The 20,767-nt window shown below is 40.5% G+C and carries 19 protein-coding genes; 5 read left to right on the top strand and 14 right to left on the bottom strand.

Going from position 1 to position 20,767, the window contains the following annotated elements:
* Positions 1–35: 35 nt before the first annotated feature.
* Positions 36–1,589: a pentapeptide repeat-containing protein gene (locus tag L8106_RS21645; protein ID WP_009786592.1), complete on the bottom strand. Its 1,554-nt coding sequence runs from the start codon at positions 1,587–1,589 to the stop codon at positions 36–38.
* Between the two features lie 94 nt (positions 1,590–1,683).
* A complete protein-coding gene (locus L8106_RS21640; RefSeq protein WP_009786591.1) occupies positions 1,684–3,237 on the bottom strand; it encodes a pentapeptide repeat-containing protein in 1,554 nt (517 codons plus the stop codon).
* A 169-nt stretch (positions 3,238–3,406) separates the two neighbouring features.
* On the opposite strand from L8106_RS21640, the gene L8106_RS21635 reads away from it, so the two are divergent.
* Complete coding sequence (locus L8106_RS21635) at positions 3,407–4,297, top strand: prephenate/arogenate dehydrogenase (protein ID WP_039896918.1); 891 nt, start codon at positions 3,407–3,409, stop codon at positions 4,295–4,297.
* Positions 4,298–4,488: 191 nt separating this feature from the next.
* Here L8106_RS21635 and L8106_RS21630 read toward each other — a convergent pair whose 3' ends face one another.
* From L8106_RS21630 to L8106_RS21610, 5 genes are all read right to left on the bottom strand, one after another.
* A complete protein-coding gene (locus tag L8106_RS21630; RefSeq protein WP_009786589.1) occupies positions 4,489–4,839 on the bottom strand; it encodes a hypothetical protein in 351 nt (116 codons plus the stop codon).
* A 194-nt stretch (positions 4,840–5,033) separates the two neighbouring features.
* Entirely contained in the window at positions 5,034–7,337 is a 2,304-nt protein-coding gene (locus L8106_RS21625; RefSeq protein ID WP_009786588.1) for a GAF domain-containing protein, read from the bottom strand.
* 613 nt (positions 7,338–7,950) lie between these two features.
* Positions 7,951–8,688, bottom strand: coding sequence for a hypothetical protein (locus tag L8106_RS21620; protein ID WP_009786587.1), 738 nt, complete (start codon positions 8,686–8,688; stop codon positions 7,951–7,953).
* An 87-nt stretch (positions 8,689–8,775) separates the two neighbouring features.
* Positions 8,776–9,966, bottom strand: coding sequence for an RNA-guided endonuclease TnpB family protein (locus L8106_RS21615; protein ID WP_009786586.1), 1,191 nt, complete (start codon positions 9,964–9,966; stop codon positions 8,776–8,778).
* A 115-nt stretch (positions 9,967–10,081) separates the two neighbouring features.
* The gene (locus tag L8106_RS21610) at positions 10,082–10,336 is read right to left on the bottom strand and encodes a hypothetical protein (protein ID WP_009786585.1); all 255 of its coding nucleotides are present in this window, start codon (positions 10,334–10,336) and stop codon (positions 10,082–10,084) included.
* 433 nt (positions 10,337–10,769) lie between these two features.
* Between L8106_RS21610 and L8106_RS21605 the strand changes: the two genes are divergently transcribed.
* The gene (locus L8106_RS21605; RefSeq protein WP_039896916.1) at positions 10,770–12,695 is read left to right on the top strand and encodes a serine/threonine-protein kinase; all 1,926 of its coding nucleotides are present in this window, start codon (positions 10,770–10,772) and stop codon (positions 12,693–12,695) included.
* A 266-nt stretch (positions 12,696–12,961) separates the two neighbouring features.
* Here L8106_RS21605 and L8106_RS21600 read toward each other — a convergent pair whose 3' ends face one another.
* A complete protein-coding gene (locus L8106_RS21600) occupies positions 12,962–13,183 on the bottom strand; it encodes a hypothetical protein (protein ID WP_039896914.1) in 222 nt (73 codons plus the stop codon).
* 237 nt (positions 13,184–13,420) lie between these two features.
* The gene (locus tag L8106_RS21595) at positions 13,421–13,801 is read right to left on the bottom strand and encodes a response regulator (protein ID WP_039896932.1); all 381 of its coding nucleotides are present in this window, start codon (positions 13,799–13,801) and stop codon (positions 13,421–13,423) included.
* Positions 13,802–14,299: 498 nt separating this feature from the next.
* Here L8106_RS21595 and L8106_RS32485 point away from each other — a divergent pair, with 498 nt between their 5' ends.
* Together L8106_RS32485 and L8106_RS21590 are read left to right on the top strand one after the other, a co-directional pair.
* A complete protein-coding gene (locus L8106_RS32485; protein ID WP_009786582.1) occupies positions 14,300–14,473 on the top strand; it encodes a hypothetical protein in 174 nt (57 codons plus the stop codon).
* 414 nt (positions 14,474–14,887) lie between these two features.
* Positions 14,888–16,318 (top strand): MFS transporter, encoded by a 1,431-nt coding sequence (locus L8106_RS21590; RefSeq protein WP_009786581.1) that lies wholly within the window; start codon positions 14,888–14,890, stop codon positions 16,316–16,318.
* Between the two features lies 1 nt (position 16,319).
* Here L8106_RS21590 and L8106_RS21585 read toward each other — a convergent pair whose 3' ends face one another.
* From L8106_RS21585 to L8106_RS21570, 5 genes are all read right to left on the bottom strand, one after another.
* A complete protein-coding gene (locus L8106_RS21585) occupies positions 16,320–17,024 on the bottom strand; it encodes a polysaccharide deacetylase family protein (RefSeq protein WP_009786580.1) in 705 nt (234 codons plus the stop codon).
* Positions 17,025–17,100: 76 nt separating this feature from the next.
* Complete coding sequence (locus L8106_RS21580) at positions 17,101–17,643, bottom strand: type II CAAX prenyl endopeptidase Rce1 family protein (RefSeq protein WP_039896931.1); 543 nt, start codon at positions 17,641–17,643, stop codon at positions 17,101–17,103.
* A 49-nt stretch (positions 17,644–17,692) separates the two neighbouring features.
* Positions 17,693–19,162, bottom strand: a complete 1,470-nt coding sequence (locus tag L8106_RS21575) for an alpha-amylase family glycosyl hydrolase (protein ID WP_039896929.1) — start codon at positions 19,160–19,162, stop codon at positions 17,693–17,695.
* Between the two features lie 84 nt (positions 19,163–19,246).
* Positions 19,247–19,414 carry a hypothetical protein gene (locus tag L8106_RS32480; protein WP_009786577.1) on the bottom strand — a complete coding sequence of 56 codons (168 nt, stop codon included), beginning with the start codon at positions 19,412–19,414 and terminating at the stop codon, positions 19,247–19,249.
* A gap of 57 nt (positions 19,415–19,471) precedes the next feature.
* On the bottom strand, positions 19,472–19,897 hold the full coding sequence (locus tag L8106_RS21570; protein WP_009786576.1) for a hypothetical protein: 426 nt from the start codon (positions 19,895–19,897) through the stop codon (positions 19,472–19,474).
* A gap of 353 nt (positions 19,898–20,250) precedes the next feature.
* Here L8106_RS21570 and L8106_RS21565 point away from each other — a divergent pair, with 353 nt between their 5' ends.
* The gene (locus L8106_RS21565) at positions 20,251–20,751 is read left to right on the top strand and encodes a DUF4168 domain-containing protein (RefSeq protein WP_009786575.1); all 501 of its coding nucleotides are present in this window, start codon (positions 20,251–20,253) and stop codon (positions 20,749–20,751) included.
* The last annotated feature ends 16 nt before the right edge of the window (positions 20,752–20,767 follow it).

The raw sequence follows: 20,767 nt of genomic DNA, 5'->3' as shown, positions 1-20,767 counted from the left end.
TGAACAACTCCAACTCAATTGATCAAGCTTAACTTTTAACTAAGATAATCAAAACTATCGACAAAATCAATCACCTGTTCTCCATCAAAGAGGATGGGTTCGATCAATTTACTCGAGTGATTTTCTCGTTCTCGATCAAGAATAGAGGGTTTAAAGCGCTTACCGAAATCGCAATGGGTGTGGACAGTTAACTTTTTTTGACTGGTATTCGTTAAGATCGTTTGAGTGGGACTGTGAAAAAAGTCAGGGATTTGTTCAGAGCGAATCGATTTGACCACTTGTTTGAGATCGTGAGCTTTAGAAATCACTTCTCCCATCGCCGCTAAGACTCGGAGTTGGTTCTTATTTTTTTCGCTGCGGTCTTGCAAATTGCGAACTAAACTGACAATATTTTTTTGAGTTTTACTGGCATCATCAAAGGGAAAAATTGCCAAGCATCCCATTGAAAACAAATATTCTTCGCGATCAATCCGAAAGGTGATTACGGTGCGTCGGAGATCAGTATCAATACTGGGAGGATGTTTGAGAAGGGGATACTCTTTGGCGATGTGATGGTAGGTTTCAGCCAGAATTAGATTGGCTTCAAGATCGAGGGGAGCATCCACAATCACTTGTACAGTCGGCAGAGCTTGATTAAAAAACTTTTTGAGGGTTTCGGGGTTAAATTGATAAACCTCGCTATGATCGCCATTTGCACTGAGATCAATCCATTCACAGGTAATATCTTCGGCTTTTAAGTTAAAGCGGGGAACTTCGTAGAGTTTGGCTCCGGTTAACGTCGCGCCGGAAATATCAGCCCCCATCCAATCGGCTTTAATTAAATTCGCTTGGGTTAAATCGACATGAACCAGACTGGCTTTTGCTAAAGTCGCCCGACTGAGATTAGCCCCTGACAAGTTGGCTCCCGATAAGTTTGCCCCAGATAAATCGGCTCCCAACAAATTCGCCCCGCGCAAGTCAGCCCATCGGAGATTAGCTCCACTGAGGTTAGCTTGGCGCAAATCTGCATAGGTGAGGTTAGTTTGTCGCATCTCGGCGTGACTAAAATCGGCTTTGGGTAAATTGGCTTTCACCAAATTTGCTCGTCGTAAGTCCGCTCTTTGCAGGTTTGTTGATGCTCCCGAAACACCTCGGAGATTGGCTCCACTGAGATTCGCTTGAGAAAAGTTGGCTTGTCCGACTCTTGCTTCTCGTAAATCAGCGCCATTGAGGTTGGCTTTAGTCAGATTGGCATTATTGAGTCTGGCTCTAATCAGTTCTGAACGAATGGCTAAGGTTTCGACTAGGATGGCATCGCTCAAATCTGCTCGTACTAAATTGGCAACATTGAGGGTGGCTCGACTGAGATTTGCTCCGGTGAGATTAGCTTGACTCAATCGGCTCACATTGAGATTAGCGCGACTCAAGTTAATACCACTAAGATTTGCTCCACTTAAATTGGTCACACACAGGGACGCATCGCTTAAATTGGCTTGACTCAAGTTAATCCGACTCAAATTGGCTTCATTGAGATTAATACCCGTAAAATTCCGTTCCCCTTCTTTGTATTTTTTGACTAAGTTGTAGATTTTTACGAGTTCCTGTGCCATTATCACCCCTGCATCCTGTACGAAATGACTAAAAAGACTGAAGTGTAAGTCTCATTAGAGTTTCTCCTCAACAAATTTAGTATGACATCTCTATTTAGTCTGAGATGAACAGAAAGTCTGAGAGATTGTCTAATGAGGGAGCCATCATCTGAAAATATTTCTCTTGGGAATATCCCGAGGAGTTCATGAGTTCAGGCACATTGAGTAGGCTTCTTCCGAATTGAGGATGGCTATGAATTTTGAGGGTTCGATTGTGAAAGTTTCTCAGCGTTGTACGAGTGGGAGAGGCAAAGAAAGCTTGATAACTTTCGGGTTCGGATAGGGATTTGGTGTGTAATTTCAAGTCGGTGATCTGATCGAGTTGTTGCTTGATTTCACTCACCAATTTTCCGATTTGATGGGAGTGCCGAACGCTTAAGCCGATGAAGTTCTCTGATCCGAGCATTTGAACCAGATTCCGAATACTTTGTTGAGTAAGATCTGCATCTTTAAACGGAAGAATGACAATATAGGCGGTGGAGAACAGTTGTTCGTCTCTTTCTATCCTAAACGATAAAGTGGTTCGACGAGGACTAACCTCTATACTGGGCGGGCGATTGATGATTGAGGTCTGGCTGATGATGTCGCGGTAAGCATCGGCTAAGGCGCAGTGAGCTTCCGCATTGAGTGCCATATCAATGCTAATTTCCACCATTGGGGAGGTGGCGTTAAAAAATTGGTAGGCTTCTTGAGCGCTAAAGCGGAGAACTTTGCTCCCATCACCGTTCGGACTAACATCAACCCAATCACAGGTGATTTCGTCGGCTTTGACTTCAAATCGAGAGACGTCATAGAGTTTGGCACCAGTCAGGGCGGCTCCGGTGAGTTCGGCTCCTGTCCAGTCAGCCCCCGTCAGGTTGGCTTGGGTGAGATCAGCATGAATTAAATGGGTGTATAGTAAGCTGGCATGGCTGAGATCGGCACCATACAAACTGGCTCCACTTAATCGGGCTTGTTCGAGGTTGGCTCCTCTGAGATCGGCTCCGTTGAGATCGGCCCAACGCAAATTTGCGCCTTTGAGATTGGCACCGCTGAGATTGGCTTGGGAAAGATTTGCCTGTCGGAGTTCCGCGTTGACTAGATTCGCCCCTCGCAAATCGGCACGAGTCAGATCCGCCCCGTGTAAGTTGGTTCCTTCGAGGTTACTGGCGATCAGAACTGCGTCTCGCAGATTGGCGCTTTTGAGGTTCGCCTGTCGTAGATCAACTTGTCGTAGGGTGGCTTCTCGCAGATCGGCTTCACTGAGGTTCGCGGCGGTTAAAATGGCATGACTGAGATCCGCACGGATTAACTCCGAACGGATCGCAGAGGCATTGATCAGAGTGGCATGACTGAGATCGGCACGAATCAGATTGGCAACATTGAGAATTGCGCCCGTCAGGTTGGCTCCGCTGAGATTGGCTCCGCTGAGTTTGGCGACATTCAGTTTGGCTTGGCTGAGGTTCGTCCCTGAGAGATTTGCACCGCTGAGATTGGTAATGCTGAGGACAGCTTGAGAGAAGTTAGCACCGGAGAGATCAGTTCGACTGAGATTGGCTTCGCAAAGCAGGATCGCACTAAAATCTCTGATGCCGGATTGATAACTTTGAATCAGTTCTTCGGCATTCATGCCTTCAAGTTTTCCGAATAAAAAACAGGTTTTAATCTAATATCTACTATATCAAAATTTTTTCACTGCCTACCGGGAAATAGAGATTCTAGATTATTCTTTGATCATTTTGTTTAAACATACGTTAAATTGAACCAGATAAACTACGATGAAAGCTAAACAGTCTCACATGAATATTGGTCTAGTTGGGTTAGGTTTAATTGGGGGTTCTATCGGGTTGGATTTATGTTCAATTCAACCAAAATTGATACAATTACAAACTGAAAATAATTCCTCAAATGAGCAAACCTATCGAGTTTTAGGGGTGAGTCGTCGTCAAAGCACTTGCCAAAAGGCGATCGCAATGGGTGCTGTTGATGAGGCGAGTGTTGATTTATCTTTGATGGCGAGTGCAGATGTTGTGTTTATTTGTACACCGATTGGGGCGATTGCTTCTACACTTGAGGAGTTAATTCCTCATCTTAAACCCACTGCTATTATAACTGATGTGGGTTCAGTTAAGCAGCCTATTGTAGAAATACTTTCTCGACTTTGGCCCCATTTTGTCGGAGGGCATCCGATGGCAGGAACGGCTGAAAGTGGTATAGAAGCTGCTCAAAAAAATTTGTTTTTGGGTAAACCTTATGTGATTACTCCGACTGAAAAAACATCAGAGTTTGAAATAAAAACGGTTACTAAAATTGCTGAATTATTGCAAGCAAAAGTTTATCAATGTTCACCACAAGATCACGATCTTGCTGTGGCTTGGATTTCTCATTTACCTGTGACGGTGAGTGCGAGTTTAGTCGCCGCTTTAACCGCAGAAGAAGATGTAAAAGTTCAACAACTCGCCCAACAATTAGCAAGTTCTGGCTTTCGTGATACGAGCCGTGTGGGGGGTGGAAATCCGGAGTTAGGGGTAATGATGGCGCGATACAATCGAAAAGCTTTATTGCTATCTCTACGGGCTTATCGGAGTCGCCTTGATCAATTCATTGACATCATCGAACAAGAAGATTGGCAAACATTAGAACAGCAACTGATTCAAACTCAACAAGAACGTAAAAAGTTTAATTTTTAGCCAAAACCTGAGTTAAAAGTACAGTTAATTAATCTCAAACAATCAATTTATTTACGGTTTTTGATTTCATCTAGATGAGAGAATTAAAAGTTTTAACTCTTTTTCTCTCGTCTAGAAATCATGATTAACCATCAAAGAATAGGGTTATTTGTTGGGGAGTTCGTGAGAACCTAGATTGACAATAACTCTGATTATCTCTGATTTCCAGGCTTACTATCACCTCTTGAGGGGGCAGATTTTGGCTCTTTATTTTCTACACTTTGTATTGTGGCTGATCCTTGATTCAATACATCGAGTTGTTTGTTATCAAGTTCCAATGAATCATCAAGATGATATGCCATATTACCAATTAAAGATAAGTTTGTCATCATCATCTCAGTTTTCGGAAAAGCGACTGCTAAAATTGCAATAGTCGTCCAAGTAGATTGCTTCAAAACGTTATTCAGATTCATTGTTGACTCTCGCATTGATAGGGTTTCATCGGAGAGCGCCCTGACTTTAAAGTGATCAATAATTTGAAAGTTATTTGTTGAATTTTTCACTTTCGTTTCTATATTTATGTATAACGAATAATCTTTACAAAATGCAACATAGTAAAGGAGCTTTTACTCAATCTTCAACTTTTCTGGAGTCAGAGTTCCTTTTGTAAAGATTTAGTAAATTTTTGGGGAGACTGGAATTTAGACTCACTCACCTTGTCATAACCTCAGTTCAAGTCGTTTTGTTCAGAATAAGCTCAACAATATAAGCAGTAAGTATTGCGTTGCTGTTTGGCTTTGTAGAGAGCTTTATCTGCTCTACTCACTAATACTTCAAAGCGACTAAGGGGCTGTGGAATTATCGTTGAAATCCCAATACTAACGGTGACAAACTGACTAACCGATGAGCTAGAATGCTCAATAGCTAACTGTTGAATACTATCATGAATATCTTGTGTGATTTGTATTGCGCCTTCTGCTTTTGTATTGGGTAAAAGAATTACAAATTCTTCGCCTCCATAACGAGCAACTAAATCGCTAGAACGTTTTAGAGTTTCCTGAATCGCTTTCGCAACTCTTTGCAAACATTCATCTCCAGCTTGATGTCCGTAAGTATCATTATAAAGTTTAAAATGATCAACATCAAGTAATAACAATGATAATGAATGCTGTTCTCGTTGCGCTCGCTTCCACTCTTGATCTAAATATTGATCAAAATATCGACGGTTAGCAATTTGAGTCAAGCCATCGAGTATTGCTAATTGTTCGAGTTGTTGATAAAGTTCAGATTGTTGAATGGCAATCGCTAATTGATCAGCAACAGCACTAGCTAACTCGATTTCCCAGGTTTTCCAATCGCCATGAGAATTATTTCTCACTAACCCTAAGCTTCCCCAAACGATAGAATTTAAGTGTAAAGGAATGATTAACAAAGAACCTGGAGAAATGCCAGCATAATAGTGTTTAAATTCGTCAATACAATTATTTTTTTCCTCGATTTGAAATACTTCTAAATGTTTTAGGCGTGCTGTAATTTTATTGTTTTCATCGGTAATTTCTAAGCCCAATACACTGAATAAATCTGGAGATTGATGATAGTCAGCGACATGACGCCAGAGTTTTTCTTCACTCAAATAGCGAGCAATTACAGTTCGTTCGGCTTGAAGTAATTTACACACTTCTTCGGCTGCGGTTGAGAAGATAGTTTGTAAATCTAAAGAGGTACGAATTGCTTGAATAACTTGATTAAGAGCTTGTTCTCGTTGAGCTTGACGTCGTGTTTGTTCGTAGAGTTGACTTTGAGCAATTGCAATTCCGACTTGAGTTGCTAGTTGTTCGAGTAACTCTGTTTCATGGGTTTGCCATTGTCTCGGTTGAGTGCATTGATGAGCAATTAACAATCCCCATAAATGTTGTCCTTGTAAAATAGGAACAACGAGATTAGCCCTCACTTGAAACTGAGTTAATAAATCCACATAACATTGACTTAAACGAGCTTTTGAAATATCTTCTATGGCTCGAATTCGCCCCTGTTTATATTGCTCAATATAGGTTTGTGAAAAGCAGGGATCATAAATATTTGTATTTAAAATTGACAACTCAGGGATCACGACAGACTCTACAGATACAACACCACTCCAGTCAGCTTGAAAGCGAAAAATAACGGTTCTATCTACTTGCAAGAGTTGTCTAACTTCCCTCACTGTCGTATTCAGAGTTTGATCTAAATCAAGAGATTGACGAATTCGTTGAGCGATTGCGGCTAATAACTTTTCTCGTTCAATTTTTTGCTGTAATTTGGTTTCTATCTGTGTACGTCGGGCAATTTCCTGTTGCGCTTGTTGATAGAGTTCCGATTGTTGAATTGCAATAGCAACTTGAGTCGTGAGTTGCTTGAGGAAGCTAATTTCTAACGATTTCCACTCTCGGGAATCATTGCAGTTTTGAGCCACTAATAATCCCCATAGTTGATTATTATTAACAATAGGAATCGCTAAGTTTGCTCTGATTTTAAATTTTGCCATTAAGTCAATATAATCGGGATCAAGTTCGGCGGTATAAAGGTCAGAAATAGCTTGAATTTCTCTTTGCTGATAAAGTTGAATATAGAGTTCTTGAAAAGAGTGATTATCAATCACAAGATTGAGCATAGGGATCTCAGTTTCGCCAACAGATTCGGCAATGACAGTTCCCCCAAAATTTTGATTGAACTGATAAATAATCACACGATCACATTTGAGAAATTCTCGGACTTCAATGACGGTGGTATTGAGTCTTTCCTGAAGATCGAGTGATTGACGAATGCGATTTGTGATGGCGATGGTTAATTGTTCTTGTTCGGATTGATCTCGTAATATTTTTTCAGTATATTTAAGTTCTTCTTCTATGTTAGAAGACTTTTGTTGACGAGTAGAAGTTTTTGTGAGAATATGGTGATAGGAGAGTTTGAGTTTTTGAATTTTTTGCTTCTGGGATGTACCTCTCAATTTAGAGATTAATCGATGGATGGGATGATGTATTTTTTTTCTGGTTTTAGATTGAAAAGCTTTATTTTTGTTCATGGTTTTTAAGTTAATTGTTAAAAATAATTGCTTAAACTTGAGTTTAAAAATTTAGATTAAATTTCAAAAATAATCCTACCGATCATTTTCCTCACTTCCCCTGCTTCCCTTCGGTAGCAAATATTTAAGTATTTCATATTATTGGTACAATTTTAAAAAACGATAGCGAAAAGCAGATTAAATCTTAAAAATAGTTTCCAGTCAATGGAATAAAATATAGAGGGTTAGGTCGGAATCGAGAAAAAGATGGAAATCCTGATTTTAATTTACCAGAGTTTGAGTTGCATTAGAATATCCTATCTAGAAGAAAGTTTAACTTTTATTAAGTTTTCTTGCTAACATTTTGGCTTAATACGTTGAATAGAATGTATGGCTATCTATTAATTTGAATATGCTGATCTTCTATCATAAATTTATTTGATGAAAACTAAATCATTTCTGTTTTGAACTTAGTGATATCTTCAAGGACGACTCTTTACAGTGTAGCGCCCAGAGGCAGTCGAGTAATAGTCGGATTGATTTTGAGGCGCGAGGCGGGTGTATCTACCCAAGAAACCCCCGGCGATTGCCGAGGGCTAATGTGTTGTAGAATTTATTCAGGATTCAAAAATGATTATCGACGGAGTTTAGTCTGAACTCCCCAAACTCCAATGGCGAGCAAACCTAACACGGAAAACGGTTCAGGCACGGTTTGCGGAGGAATCTGTGTGGTAAAAGCGATCCCAATCGGACGGAGTAACTGATCATTAGTCGAAACAAAAACTGCACTGGTATTTCCCACTGAAGGCAACGCTTCTCCAGTCATACCATCGTATCGCAGAATTGCTCCAAAATTACTATTGGTAAAGTCAAAGCCAACTGAATAAAGGATGTTGTTGGGGTCAAAGGTTAAATTCCCGATAAAATTATTACTCGGGATTGTTTCTGTGTAGTTTGTGGGTAAAACACTGACTAAATTACCCGTTTCTAGATCATAGCGGCGAATATCATTGGCAAAATCACTAACAAATAAATCCCCTTCAAACCCCAACGCTAACCCCAATAAACTGACAAACCCAAAACCATCGGGTGAGGGAGTCGGTTCGGCAAATACCGTCGAGGTTTGTGTGGTAATATCAAAACGCAACACTTGACTGGGAAGACCTGCACTAAAGTCAGCCTGACCATTGATAGCAATACTCCCCTGAGTCGTCACATAAAGGCTGCCATCGGGCGCAAACAACAAATCATTAGGCCCGTTTAACCCGCCAGGGAGACCGTTACCGGATGCAAAAACATCAATAAATTCTCCAGTGCTATCAAAACGCAGAATTTCGTCACTCAAAAAACTGCTGACTTGACACACTCCCACCAGTAAACTCTTCGAGTTCTACTGGGGGATTCTAAATCTCACGACTTAGATTTACTGCTTTTACGGCACTTATCTGTTCGCTTTCGCTCACCCGACAGTACGCCAACGAGCGTCAATTTCTTGAACCACGATCTGCCCGACCGCAGCAATACCTCGATTACAAATCACTTGTGCTGCTGCAACATCGCGATTACATTCGTAGTTGCATTCAGGGCATTTATGTGTGCGCTCGGACAGGTCTTTTTTTCCTGTATGCGCCCCACAATGAGGACAAATTTGACTCGTATATCTGTAGTCAACCTTGCCAAAATAAACCCCCCGCTTCCAGCAAACCCAAGCTAATATATTGAAGAACTGACCGAACCCTGCGTCTAAGGTATGCTTGCCTAACATTCCTTTTGCCCAAGCTCTAAAGTCTAGGTCTTCAACAAATATCATTCCCGCTTGGTCGCACAAATGATGAGCTAATTTCAAGTGAAAGTCTTTTCGGGTATCTGATATTTTTTGATGAAGTCTTGCTATCTTCTGGCTAAGTTTGTGTCGATTAGCCGAACCCAGTTTCTTTAACTTTAATCTACGTTGCAGTAATTTCAACTCGCCGTGTAGCCGTGTTAAAAATTTGGGACGTTCGATCAACTCACCATCAGAGGTTGCCAAGAACTTATCAAGCCCAATGTCAATTCCTATCGGATGCCCGGAAGCTGGAGTATCTGGAATGCTTACAGGGCTTTGTAAAGATAGCATTGCAAAATACCCGCTAGCTTTTCTCACAACCCTCACCTGTTTAAGTTTAAATCCTTCTGGAATTGGGCGAGATAATCTCATCTCCAACCATCCAATCTGAGGAAGCTTTATCCAGTTATTTGAAACTGGATTGCTCTTCAACTGAGGGAACACAAAAGACCGCATTCGATACTTGTTTTTGAAGCGAGGAAAACCATAACCCTGCTCTTTCATGTTGTTGAATGCTCTTTCTAAGGTTTTGAGAACTTGTTGTAAAACTTGAGCATTGATTTTCTTGAGTTCAGGGTTGGTTTTCTTCGCTTTTGTCAAGCTAGCAGATTGTATGTTGTAGTTGGGATACGGAGCATCCGCTGGGACAATGTACTCTTGCTGCAATGAACAAGAGTTAACTGCACACTTTCTACTACTTATCCAGTCTTTTCGCTCTCTCAAGGCGTAATTCCACACCTTTCTACAGACCGCCAACATTTCTTCAATGGTGGCAATCTGTTCTTGAGAAGGAATCAACTTAAATTCGTAGGTTAGTGTTAACATTCTAAAAATATAACACAGTTCTATCTGGATTTTGTACTCGGCTAGAATTTCATCTTAAGAGGGTTGCTGTTGGTCGCAATTCATCTCGCCGTTAAGTCTTCGACTCTAACGGGAGTCAAGATTGCTTCATTTTTAGATAGAGGTTGCCATCGGGGCCAAAATTCAAGTCATCTGGAGAAACCAATCCCCCACTTCCCGGTGCGATAAATTCACCCAAAAATTCGCCCTTCTGTTCATCAAATAGGAGAATATTATTTCCTTCTGTATTCCCGACTAATAAAGCCGCTTGACTCGGTAAAGCACTCACACCTGGAAAGGCGAAAGCCCCGATAATAGCTACAATCGAAGCAATACGTGGCGTTTTTGTCATTGAGATTCTCAAGTTCTTAAGATTGAATAAATACAGTCAATACTCCCAAATCTGATTTAGAAGGGGGTTTGAGTTCGTACTGTCCCAATATAGAGAGCCTAAACCCCAGAAAACCAGTAGCTTGTGTAAAATCCAAGAGGGGTAGTTGTAAATATTGAGTAAATCTCTTGTTGTTGATTGATTATTCGTGACTTGACCCCGCGACCCGTCAAAAGATGGCTAATAAGGCTTAAAATACCAGAGAACCCTCTTGAGTCACCTTAACGGGTTAACTCGGTCTAAATTCGATCTCAACCAACTAAACCCGTGATGGTACTGCCTTAACTGTAAATTCGGCAGTCTCATTTCTTCAATTCACTGATCAACTTCACTGAAGTCTCACCCATAACTGCACCCAACTCAACTTGAACCCTGAGTTTAACCCCTCAAATCCATGAGTACCTCCATTTATCCGGGCCAAATTCTGCGAAACCATTATCACATTATGCGCCAGTTGGGGCATGGTGGTTTTGGGCGTACCTACTTAGCAGAAGATCAGCATCGGTTTAACGAACTGTGTGTGTTGAAGGAGTTCGCTCCGCAAGTTCAAGGAAGTTATGGCTTGCAAAAGTCTCAAGAACTTTTTGAACGAGAAGCCCAAATACTCTATCAACTCCAACATCCACAAATTCCTTGTTTTCGAGAACTATTCCGCGAAAAAATTAACGGTAAAGGCTATTTATTTGTTGTCCAAGATTATGTTAAAGGTTTAACCTATCGCGAACTGATCACCCAATACAAAAGCCAGGGAACCCGCTTCAGTGAACTTGAAGTCACACAACTGATGTTGCAATTGTTACCTGTGCTGGAATACATTCACTCTCATGGTGTTGTTCATCGCGATATCTCACCGGATAATGTGATTCGCCGTCAGACCGATGGATTACCCGTTTTGATTGATTTTGGCGGAGTCAAACAAATCAAAGCCAAAGTTGATTCTGAGTTGGGTGTGCGTCACCTTCCCCCGACTCCTGCAACTCGTTTGGGAAAAGTCGGTTACGCCCCGGAAGAACAAATGCAGATAGGAATTGTATCTCCTCACAGTGATTTGTATAGTTTGGCGGCGACGGTGGTGGTTTTGTTGACGGGAAAAGAACCTCAACACCTGATTGATAGCTATCATCTTACCTGGAATTGGCGATCGCAAACTTCAGTCAGTCCAAAATTAGCGGCGATTTTAGATAAAATGTTAGCCCACAAGCCGGGCGAACGCTATTCCCACGCCTCCCAAGTTCTACAAGCCCTCAATGATACCCCTGTCCTTCCTTCTATTCCCACACAAGCCCCACCAGAGATGGAAATCCGATCATCTCCTGTGTTGACACAGCCTCCTTCTGTAGAAGCCCAAATTCCAATTCCGATTGCGGCGACTCCCAATACAACACTGCAAAAAACCTCATATCCAAAGCTGAAATTTCCGGGGAATTTATCTTCAACCTGGACAACAGTATTGCTCGTGACAATTTCTATGGTTCTGATGGGGGGAGTGGGTTGGATTGGAGGGTTTTATTTTGTCAATCATCTCTCGAGATCCAATGATGGTGGATTTAGTGCGATGGGAGAACTTCAACGTCAAGAATTTATCCAAAATCGCCGTCAAGAATTGGGGGTTGATTATCAGTATTTTATTGAACTGGTTAATGAAGAATTTTATAATCGTTATCCCTCTCAAAATGGCAGAATGTTAACTCAAGATCCTGCTGATGCTTCCTGGCGTAAACGATGGGATAAAACGGCTTATGATGTCTTAAATCGGCTGACTGTCATTAGTGATGAATCTCGAAGTCAGTTAGGACAATATAGTGCTGATAATATTAAAACATGGGCGAAGGAAGTTAATGCGTTGAATTTAAGTAGTCGGGCTTTAGAAGATTTAGCCGATGCGCGATTTTTTTACTTGTTTCCTGAACAACCTCGCGGTGAAAATTTAATTGACTTGCCTATCGGTCAGATTTGGCAAGCGTTAACCGCAGATGAATTAAAGATGTTACAACAAGGGCAGAATTTAAAAGAAGTTCAATTTGATGAAAATGCCAGTAAAAAGGTGCTGCAAGGTGTCTTACAACCGGGAGAAGGGAAAGCTTATGTTGCGTGGTTAAAACGTCAGCAAAATTTACGGATTAAGTTAGAAGTTCCTCAGAAATCTACCTTTCTTTCTCTCTATACTCCGAGTCGTCGAAAAAACGCTAAAATTATTCTCGAAGATGCCCGACTTCAGAGTTGGTCAGGACAATTAGAAGATACAGGTTATTATGAAATTATTGTGGTGTCTGATGCTAAAGATCCCATAAATTATCAGTTAATTCTTGAAGTTGAATAATTTTGGAGACTCTCAAAATTATGGTCTATTCAGCGCAATACATTGGTCAAAATAGTCAATTTTTTGATCAAGATAGTAGTAGTTAGCGCGACCACTATCTAACTATAAAGCTAAATCGCTGTAACAACACTAAGTTAAGGTTTTAAGACTAATATAAAGTATCAAAAACAAAAAAATCCTCAGAACTAGAGAGTAGGAGGAATTTTAAGGTATGATTTAAAATGAATGATCAAAAGCGAAGTCTATTTTTTAAATCTGTTTTTTATTTATCGCAGACCTGAACTCTCAGGAAGATAAAGTTTGTACCAGCTTAATAAACCACATAAAATCAAGATTTGAACACTCCAATGGGTAAAAGCAAATCCCCATATCAAACAAGTTAGTCCAGTTAATCCAGCTAAAACGAACGGTATATCTTCAGATGTTTGTAGATAAACCCAGATGGAACCTAGTGTGAAAGCGAGTAGAAGTATATAAACCCCAGGCATAGTTGACACCTCCTTGGGAAGCTGTAGATAGTCATCTGGTTTTGATAGACTATCTTTACTATATATTTAAAAGTAAAGGTAAAATATCCAGAACTGATTAAATCAATCAATATTGTCACAAAACTTGATACTGAAGCTTACAAAACTTGATATTTAAGAGAAAAATTGAGATTAAAAACGATAAAAATTTAGTTATTCTATGTTCTGTGTCAAAATCATGTGGGTTGAATGGTGATGTCAAACTCTACCCCAATCTAAAATTTGAGCTACTAAATTCCCTAAATTCAGAGGATCAAAAGGTTTAGTGATCACTCCACTCACCCCTAACTCAGCAAATTTTCGGTGTTTATGAGTTTGTACTTGCGCTGTTAGTAAAATCACGGGGATCTGCTGAGTTTTGGGGTCAGCTTGAAGCTTTTGAAATGTCATCAGTCCATCCCATTCTGGCATCATTACATCAAGCAAAATCACGTCGGGTTGTTCTTCACGGGCTTTGAACAGTCCTTCCTGACCCGATGAAGCTGTAATCACTTGCCAAGTTAAAATATATTCTAAAGTAATTTGGGCAACTTCGCGAATATCGTCTTCATCATCAATGAGTAAAATGTATTTAGTCATTTTGTTCACAAGTTCTAAAATTCTATACACCGAAAGAAATAAGGTATTGACTATATCTATTGCAATCATTGGGGTTAAAAATTTTGGCATAGACCTAGTAATATTTTACAATCTTGCCTAGACCATTAACGAGAGTTGATTAGGGGTTGCAGTGGCCAGTCTAGACTGAAGTAATCATCAACAACAACGGACTAAGAGTTGTAGGTAGGCCATTACAAAGTTTACTCAAATTTGACTCGGGTGAGTCGCCCTATCCTAAAACTGCATCGATTTGATTCAAACATTCGATTATTGTCTTGAATTTTATCAACATTTCCGAGAAAATATAAATAGTCTATAGATTTGGTGCAACTGAACAAAACCACTCAGGTGTAGGAGATACAGTTTCGGCTAGAACCCTAAAAAACTGGAAAAAGTTCAAAGGGGATTTCTATACTTCAGAGGGTTATGCTCGGGGACACCATTTGAGAACGAGTCATTTCACATTCAAGGTAGGGTATGAACAGCAGAACTAAAAATCAGTCTCAAGAACTCCTCCTCAATATCAGCTATGAGGAATTTAACTTTGAACGATGGGCGCAAGCCGTAAAACCTCAGCTAATAGCAGCTTTGCGAGGAAATTTTACGACGACACTTCAATCCTGGAAGCAGATTCAGCAGAAGAAAGACTGATGGGTTTCAAACCCTTCTGCATTATAAAACTTATTTGATTTAAAAAAACGCATTAAACCATTTGGATCTTCTAGAGTGATAACGATCAATCAATATAAAATAAAGCTGATCAACTTTTTCACAGCAGAGCTTATATTTGATTACTCGTTTACAATCAACTCTGGAAGATCCCTATTTTTAAAATAAATACTTAAATTTTACCCAGTATATTCACACCTTTTTTTAAAATAACTTTTTACTAACTGATCATACAGGGTCTAAGAGATCCAAAAATTTCTGCTGAGAGATTTGCCTTCTTGAATCAAAGACCTAAGATAGATTCTAAACACCGAGAAAACGTGATATAGTTTCGTTCGTATTTTCCCTCTGTATAAATCCACACCAGCGTCAGCCCTCCTACGCGGAATTACCAGAATGACAACAACTGCAACTCAACCCCTCTCCTTTGAACAACGCCTCGACGCCTCCCCCATTACCCCTGTGATGTGGCTACTCTGGGCCTTGTCGGCAGGACTCATCGCTTTAGATGGCTTTGATTTTTTTATCATTGGTGTCGCCCTTCCCTTCCTACAGCGAGACTTTAACTTGGGTTCTGCGGAGATCGGGGCGGTAGCAGTAGCGGCGATCGCCGGGTCAATGGTGGGAGCCTTTACCCTTGGCCCAATTACCGATAAAGTCGGACGTCAACTGATGTTGATGGTGGATGTTGCCATTTTTATCTTCGCAACAGCAGGAACCGCCCTAGCCTGGGATGCCACTTCATTGATTTTCTTTCGGTTTCTCGTGGGTGTTGGAATTGGGGCGGACTATCCGATCAGCGTATCCTATATTACCGAAAATGTTCCCTCTCGGTTGCGAGGTCGGATGGTAATTGGCGCTTTTACGTTTCAAGCAGTCGGTGCGCTTTTGGGTGCTGTTACCGGATTAACAGTGATTCATATTTTTCAAATTGTTTATCCTGACTCGCCTTTACCGATGATTCAATATGCGTGGCGTTGGATGTTGGGAGTTGGATTAATTTTAGCGATCGCAGTGGGTGTTTTACGGATTAGTTTCTTACTTGAAAGTCCGCTTTATCATATCAATCGAGAAGAATACGACGAAGCCTCAAAAGCCGCCTCTACATTACTCAATGAACCGATTAATATTACCCCAGAAACTGACCCGCCCAAACAAGAATCTCATTTATCCTATTCTGCTTTATTTTCCTGGCAATATTTACGGCGAACAATACTCGCTTCTGTTCCCTGGTTTTTACAAGATATTGCCACTTATGGAATTGGGATTTTTACCCCGACTATTATTGGGGCTTTGGCGTTTGCAGGAAAAGAAAGTTTTATCGCCAGAGAAAAAGCAGCAGCAACGGGATCGGCTTTTGTTGATATCTTTTTAATTATTGGCTTTCTAATTGCTGTGCTATTAATTGAACGGGTCGGACGGATTCGACTGCAAATTATCGGCTTTATTGGAATGGCTGTCGGCTTATTAATATTGGCTGCTTCTAATACTTTTGAATTTAGTAACGGAACCAGTATTATTTTGGTTTTTGTGGGTTTCTTTGTGTTTAATTTAATGATGAATTCTGGCCCTAACTCCACTACATTTCTGTTATCGGGTGAAGTATTTCCGACTTCTATTCGGGCCAGTGGTGCGGGGTTTGCGGCTGCTTTTGCCAAAGCGGGTGCGGTCATCGGTGCGTTTACATTACCGATTTTACAACATTCTATAGGTGTTCCTGTGTTGCTGTTTTTACTCGCTTTAATTTGTCTGTTTGCAGCCGCTTTAACCTATCTCTTTCGGGTGGAAACGAGAGAAAGATATTTGGACTCTATTAATGTAGAATAGGTTAATGGTGTTCAACCAGTTCAGTTAAACTGACGATTCGGTAATTATTTTGAGTTAATTCCAAAAACAGTTTTTCCAATGCTGCAACTGTATTTTTAGATCTTCGCATTGAACCCCCATGTAGCACTAAAATAGATCCTGGAAATACAAATCGAGAAACATAACTCACTGTAAATAGCGGGTTTTCTGTTAACATATAAGTGTCCAATGGAATCATCGAAGCGAGTGCAAACTGACGATTGTATCCTTCGGTTTCAGACAGTTTTAGTAAAGATTGAAGCATGGTTGGGTTGTAACGACCTCGCCCCGGTCTAAACCATTTAATTTTGGCTTCTGTGTCTTCTGTTAATTCTTGATGGGCTTTCAACAATTCTGCTTCAAATTCTTCAGATTCTAAGTCAGCATGAGTACGGTCAAAAACACCATGATTGCCAATTTCATGCTGTTGTTCTATAATATTAATGATTGCATCTTTTTTTCCCATTAAATGACTTGTTGTGAGGAAAAATGTTGCTTTTGCTTGTTGTTCAACCGTTGTCACTTTTTGGTTGTGTTGACGAATTGCATCTAAAATTAATTGAGTTGAGGTATCCCCGACATCATCAATAGTAAGTGCAATAACAGGTTTAACCGTAGGCTGATAAAACAAAGCATCTGGGAAAGTTTGGGCGACGAAAGAGGCGAGAGGTTGAGTTAGAGAAAACATCACGAATAATGTAAGTATACAATAAAAACAGTCACAACAAGTTCAGAAAAAGAGATAGTTTAATCAAATAATCTCTCTACAACTCAGAATCATTTACTCTCACAAGTTTGTTGATACCGTCTAAGAAATATAACCAGACGAAAACAATCAATCCGTGAATAATCACAATTCCCCACAAAGAACCTGTTAGTCTGTAAACTAATGCACAAGTTAGCCCGAGAAATCCGGCTAAAATTAAAAATATCGAATTCCAAAAGGTTGGGTTTCCTTCGGGGTAAAATATTAAAGCATTTAAGGGATGGTAGATTATAAATAACCCTAAACTGAAAAGCATCCAAAATACCCAAGTTTTCAGAGAAACTGCTTCTAAAGGATGAGGAATGAGAATCACTCGAAAGACTATTTCCTCAACCAAAGCCGGGAAAAAAAACAGCTTAACAATATTACTTAACACCGTCCCAGGCGAACGCAAACAGGGGTGAAACTGCAAAAATCTTGATAAAAATCCCAGGGGAAGTGCGACTAACCCATAAACCAGTAAACTCATTAGTACAACTCGCCAATCTTGTCCAGTTAGTGGGGTTAAGATCGCCTGAATGAGTCGTTGAATAATAATCATTTTAGAGAATGGGGAATACAGAAAACTGTTTTCAATTATCGTGATCCAGTTACCTGAAATCAAAAACATGATAACCCCAAGCGGGTAAATCCAAGTATAAACCAGAGGATAATAATTCATTTCCTTGACGTTCATAATAAGCCGAACTCATTAAGTCTTTGAGTTGACAGGTTCGATTTTTTAAATCATCAAAAGGAAGTTGCAAATAACATTGTCCAGAATAAGACGAATAATTAACTGCAATTAATAAGCGTTGTTGATCACTTTGCCAAGTAAAAGCAGTGAAGTTCTTCCAAGTCCAATTATCTGTCCAAGCTGGCTGATAATCAAGCAATTGCCAGGTGCCATTCTGGACAACAGGTAAACGCAAACAAGCTAATAACTGATGATAAAATTCAGCCAAATTCGGATCGGTTAATTCTTCCAAACCCCGACCCAGATGAACCGATATTTTCTTAGCCCAACCCTGTAATTGTCCCTCGTGAAAGAAGCGTAAACCCGGACACAGATAAGTTAAAATAGCAGCCGCTTGATGAACACTAGAGGAGAAAGTTGAAGCCGCCCGAGGTTCATCATGATTTTCAAGAAACCGAACTAATTTACTTTGATAATTGACATCAGCCCACAAATGTTCGACCACAGCATCAGCTTGTTTTTCAAGTAAACGATCATAGAGTTTTTTGTCATAAGTAAAATCAAATCCTTGTTGTTGTAATCTCCATTCCATATTCCAATAAACTTCCGCCATAAACACAAAATTTTGATATTGCTTTCGCACCTGATGAATAGCTTCTGGCCAAAATAATTCGGTTGTCATTCCCCAAGTCCGTTGAAAGATTTCAGGAAGAATTAACATCGCCATATCACAGCGAACCCCATCACAAAGTTGAGCAATTTTTAATAATTCTGCTAACATGGCTTTAGGAACAGCCGGATTGTTATAATTGAGTTGTAAAGTATCCGGCCAACCGGGAAAATAGGGATCACGTCCATGAGCAAAAACTCGATTTTCTCCGGCTAAGGGAATCTGCATATAATTTAGGGGTTCTCGTTGCAGATCATTAAGAGTCGCTTCGATGTAAAAATCAGGATGTTCTTCGATCCAAGGACTATCAGGTGCGGTATGATTGGGAACAAAGTCAAGCATGAGTTTGAGTCCTCGTTGATGAAGACGCTTTTTTAACCGTAATAACGCTTCATTTCCCCCTAGAAGTTCACTCACTCGATAACGAGTAATTGCAAAACAAGATCCACAGATATCTTCTTCTTGTAAATCACTTAAAAGTTCTTCGTATTCTCTACGCCAGTCCGGGTGAGAACGAGAAACATTACGTCCTAAAATTCCCGTTTCCCAAACGCCCAAAAAGTAAACCCAATTAAACCCCAGATTGACCCATTTATCGAGTTCACTATCGGGAAAATCATCTAAAGTCGCAAAACGGCTTAATTTATTAGAAAGCTGTCTGAGTCGAACACGAGTGTTGACTTGATAGAGGGTGGGATAGGAAGGGGAGTTCATACGGAGTTCTCTGGGTTGATGTGATCGCAGTTTAACAACAAATCTCACCCCGAGCAAATCCATTCTCCCCTATATTTTAGTCTGCTATTTAACGATAAGAATTCGGTTTAACAAACTCGATCCCAAGTTTGCTTGAAATGTCATTTTGATAGCTTGGCTGGTTAAAGGTTGAGCAATACTGGGTTGACCAAAAAAGAGGAGACTTCCAACCATGATCCCAATTGCGATCAGAGACAATAAATTTTTGTGCATTTTTCACTCCTACAAATACCTAGAATTAATCTGTGATACTCTATCAAAGTATGAGGTTTAATGGGTCGGGTTGAACAAATCTAAAACCTGACGACAAAATGATTTGAGTCGCGCCGCTGATTCGGACTTCGGTTGAGTTGTACCTTCAAAACTCCACTTGTCTACCGTTGAAACTTTCCACTGTTGTCCGGTATGATCATATCCGGCTGCTTCAACTCCAATCGCTCGCCGATATCCCTCTAAAGGATCTTGATAGAAGCGAATTTGAATCAAAATAGAGCGACTCTGCATCAAACGACTTCTTCCCGGAAAATGGAAGCCAATGTCAATAGAGTCTGGGTCAACCCATTCTCGTGTATCAGGATCATTCATCCAGGGTTTGAGATCAACTCGAATATCGGGAAACTGGGCTTTGAATAAATTGACTACAGATGCAATTTTGCTCGCTACTTCAACGTTATTTGCTTGTTCGGCTGCATTCACAACATCATTCTCCTTGCGCGATCTACAATCTGACTCTATCGGGTCACTCAGTTTAATTACTCATGTTAACCATAGACTCAGGCTAAGAAAGGAGAAATCTGCTACAACTTTTCACTGATGTCAAGAAATGCTCAAAATTCCCTGAACAATTCACGGAAACAGGTGACAGGTGGACTGTGAAGACTGGGTGAGTCAAGATATAATTGCCACAAGGCATCATGCGACTGATGACCCTCTAGATTAGCTAGGTTTGTGCCTTGAGGAACTTCTTACCCTTAGAAAGACTCAAAATTACTGAGCTTGCCATCTGTTGTGAGTAGCAATAAGTTTCTCAGCTTGGAGACTGTAATTCAATGACCAAACTTTTCCGCAATCCCATCGATCTGCACATCAACTCGAAACTTCGCACATCCATCCTGGTCAGTGTTTGTTCTATGATAGCGGCGATCGCTGGAATTGTCCCCGATCTGACAATGCTACCGTTTACAACCCTGACTCAGACTGCATCGGCTCAGTCTCGTCAGGAATTCAGTGATGGGGAAATTATCAACTATGCTCGTGCGGTGCTAGCCATTGAACCCAAACGTCAACAGACATACGACGAAATTCGAGGAATTGTTGGTGATACGGTGCCGATGGTGGTTTGTAGCGAAACGCGCAGTCTCAACAGCTTGAACCAAGATGTTCGGGTGTTGGCGACCAATTACTGCTCTCACGCCAAAAAAATGATAGAAGACAATAATCTCACGGTTTCGAGATTCAACGAAATTACCCGTCAACAACAAACCAATGCTCAACTTCAACAACGAATTCAGGGAGCATTGCTGCAACTTCAACAACCCTCTGGAAACTAACCGACTTGATTTTCAT

The sequence above is a fragment of the Lyngbya sp. PCC 8106 genome (assembly GCF_000169095.1).
GTDB lineage: Bacteria > Cyanobacteriota > Cyanobacteriia > Cyanobacteriales > Microcoleaceae > Capilliphycus.
Note: the sequence above shows the minus strand (reverse complement) of the source record. Positions and strands in the feature narration are given on the sequence as shown.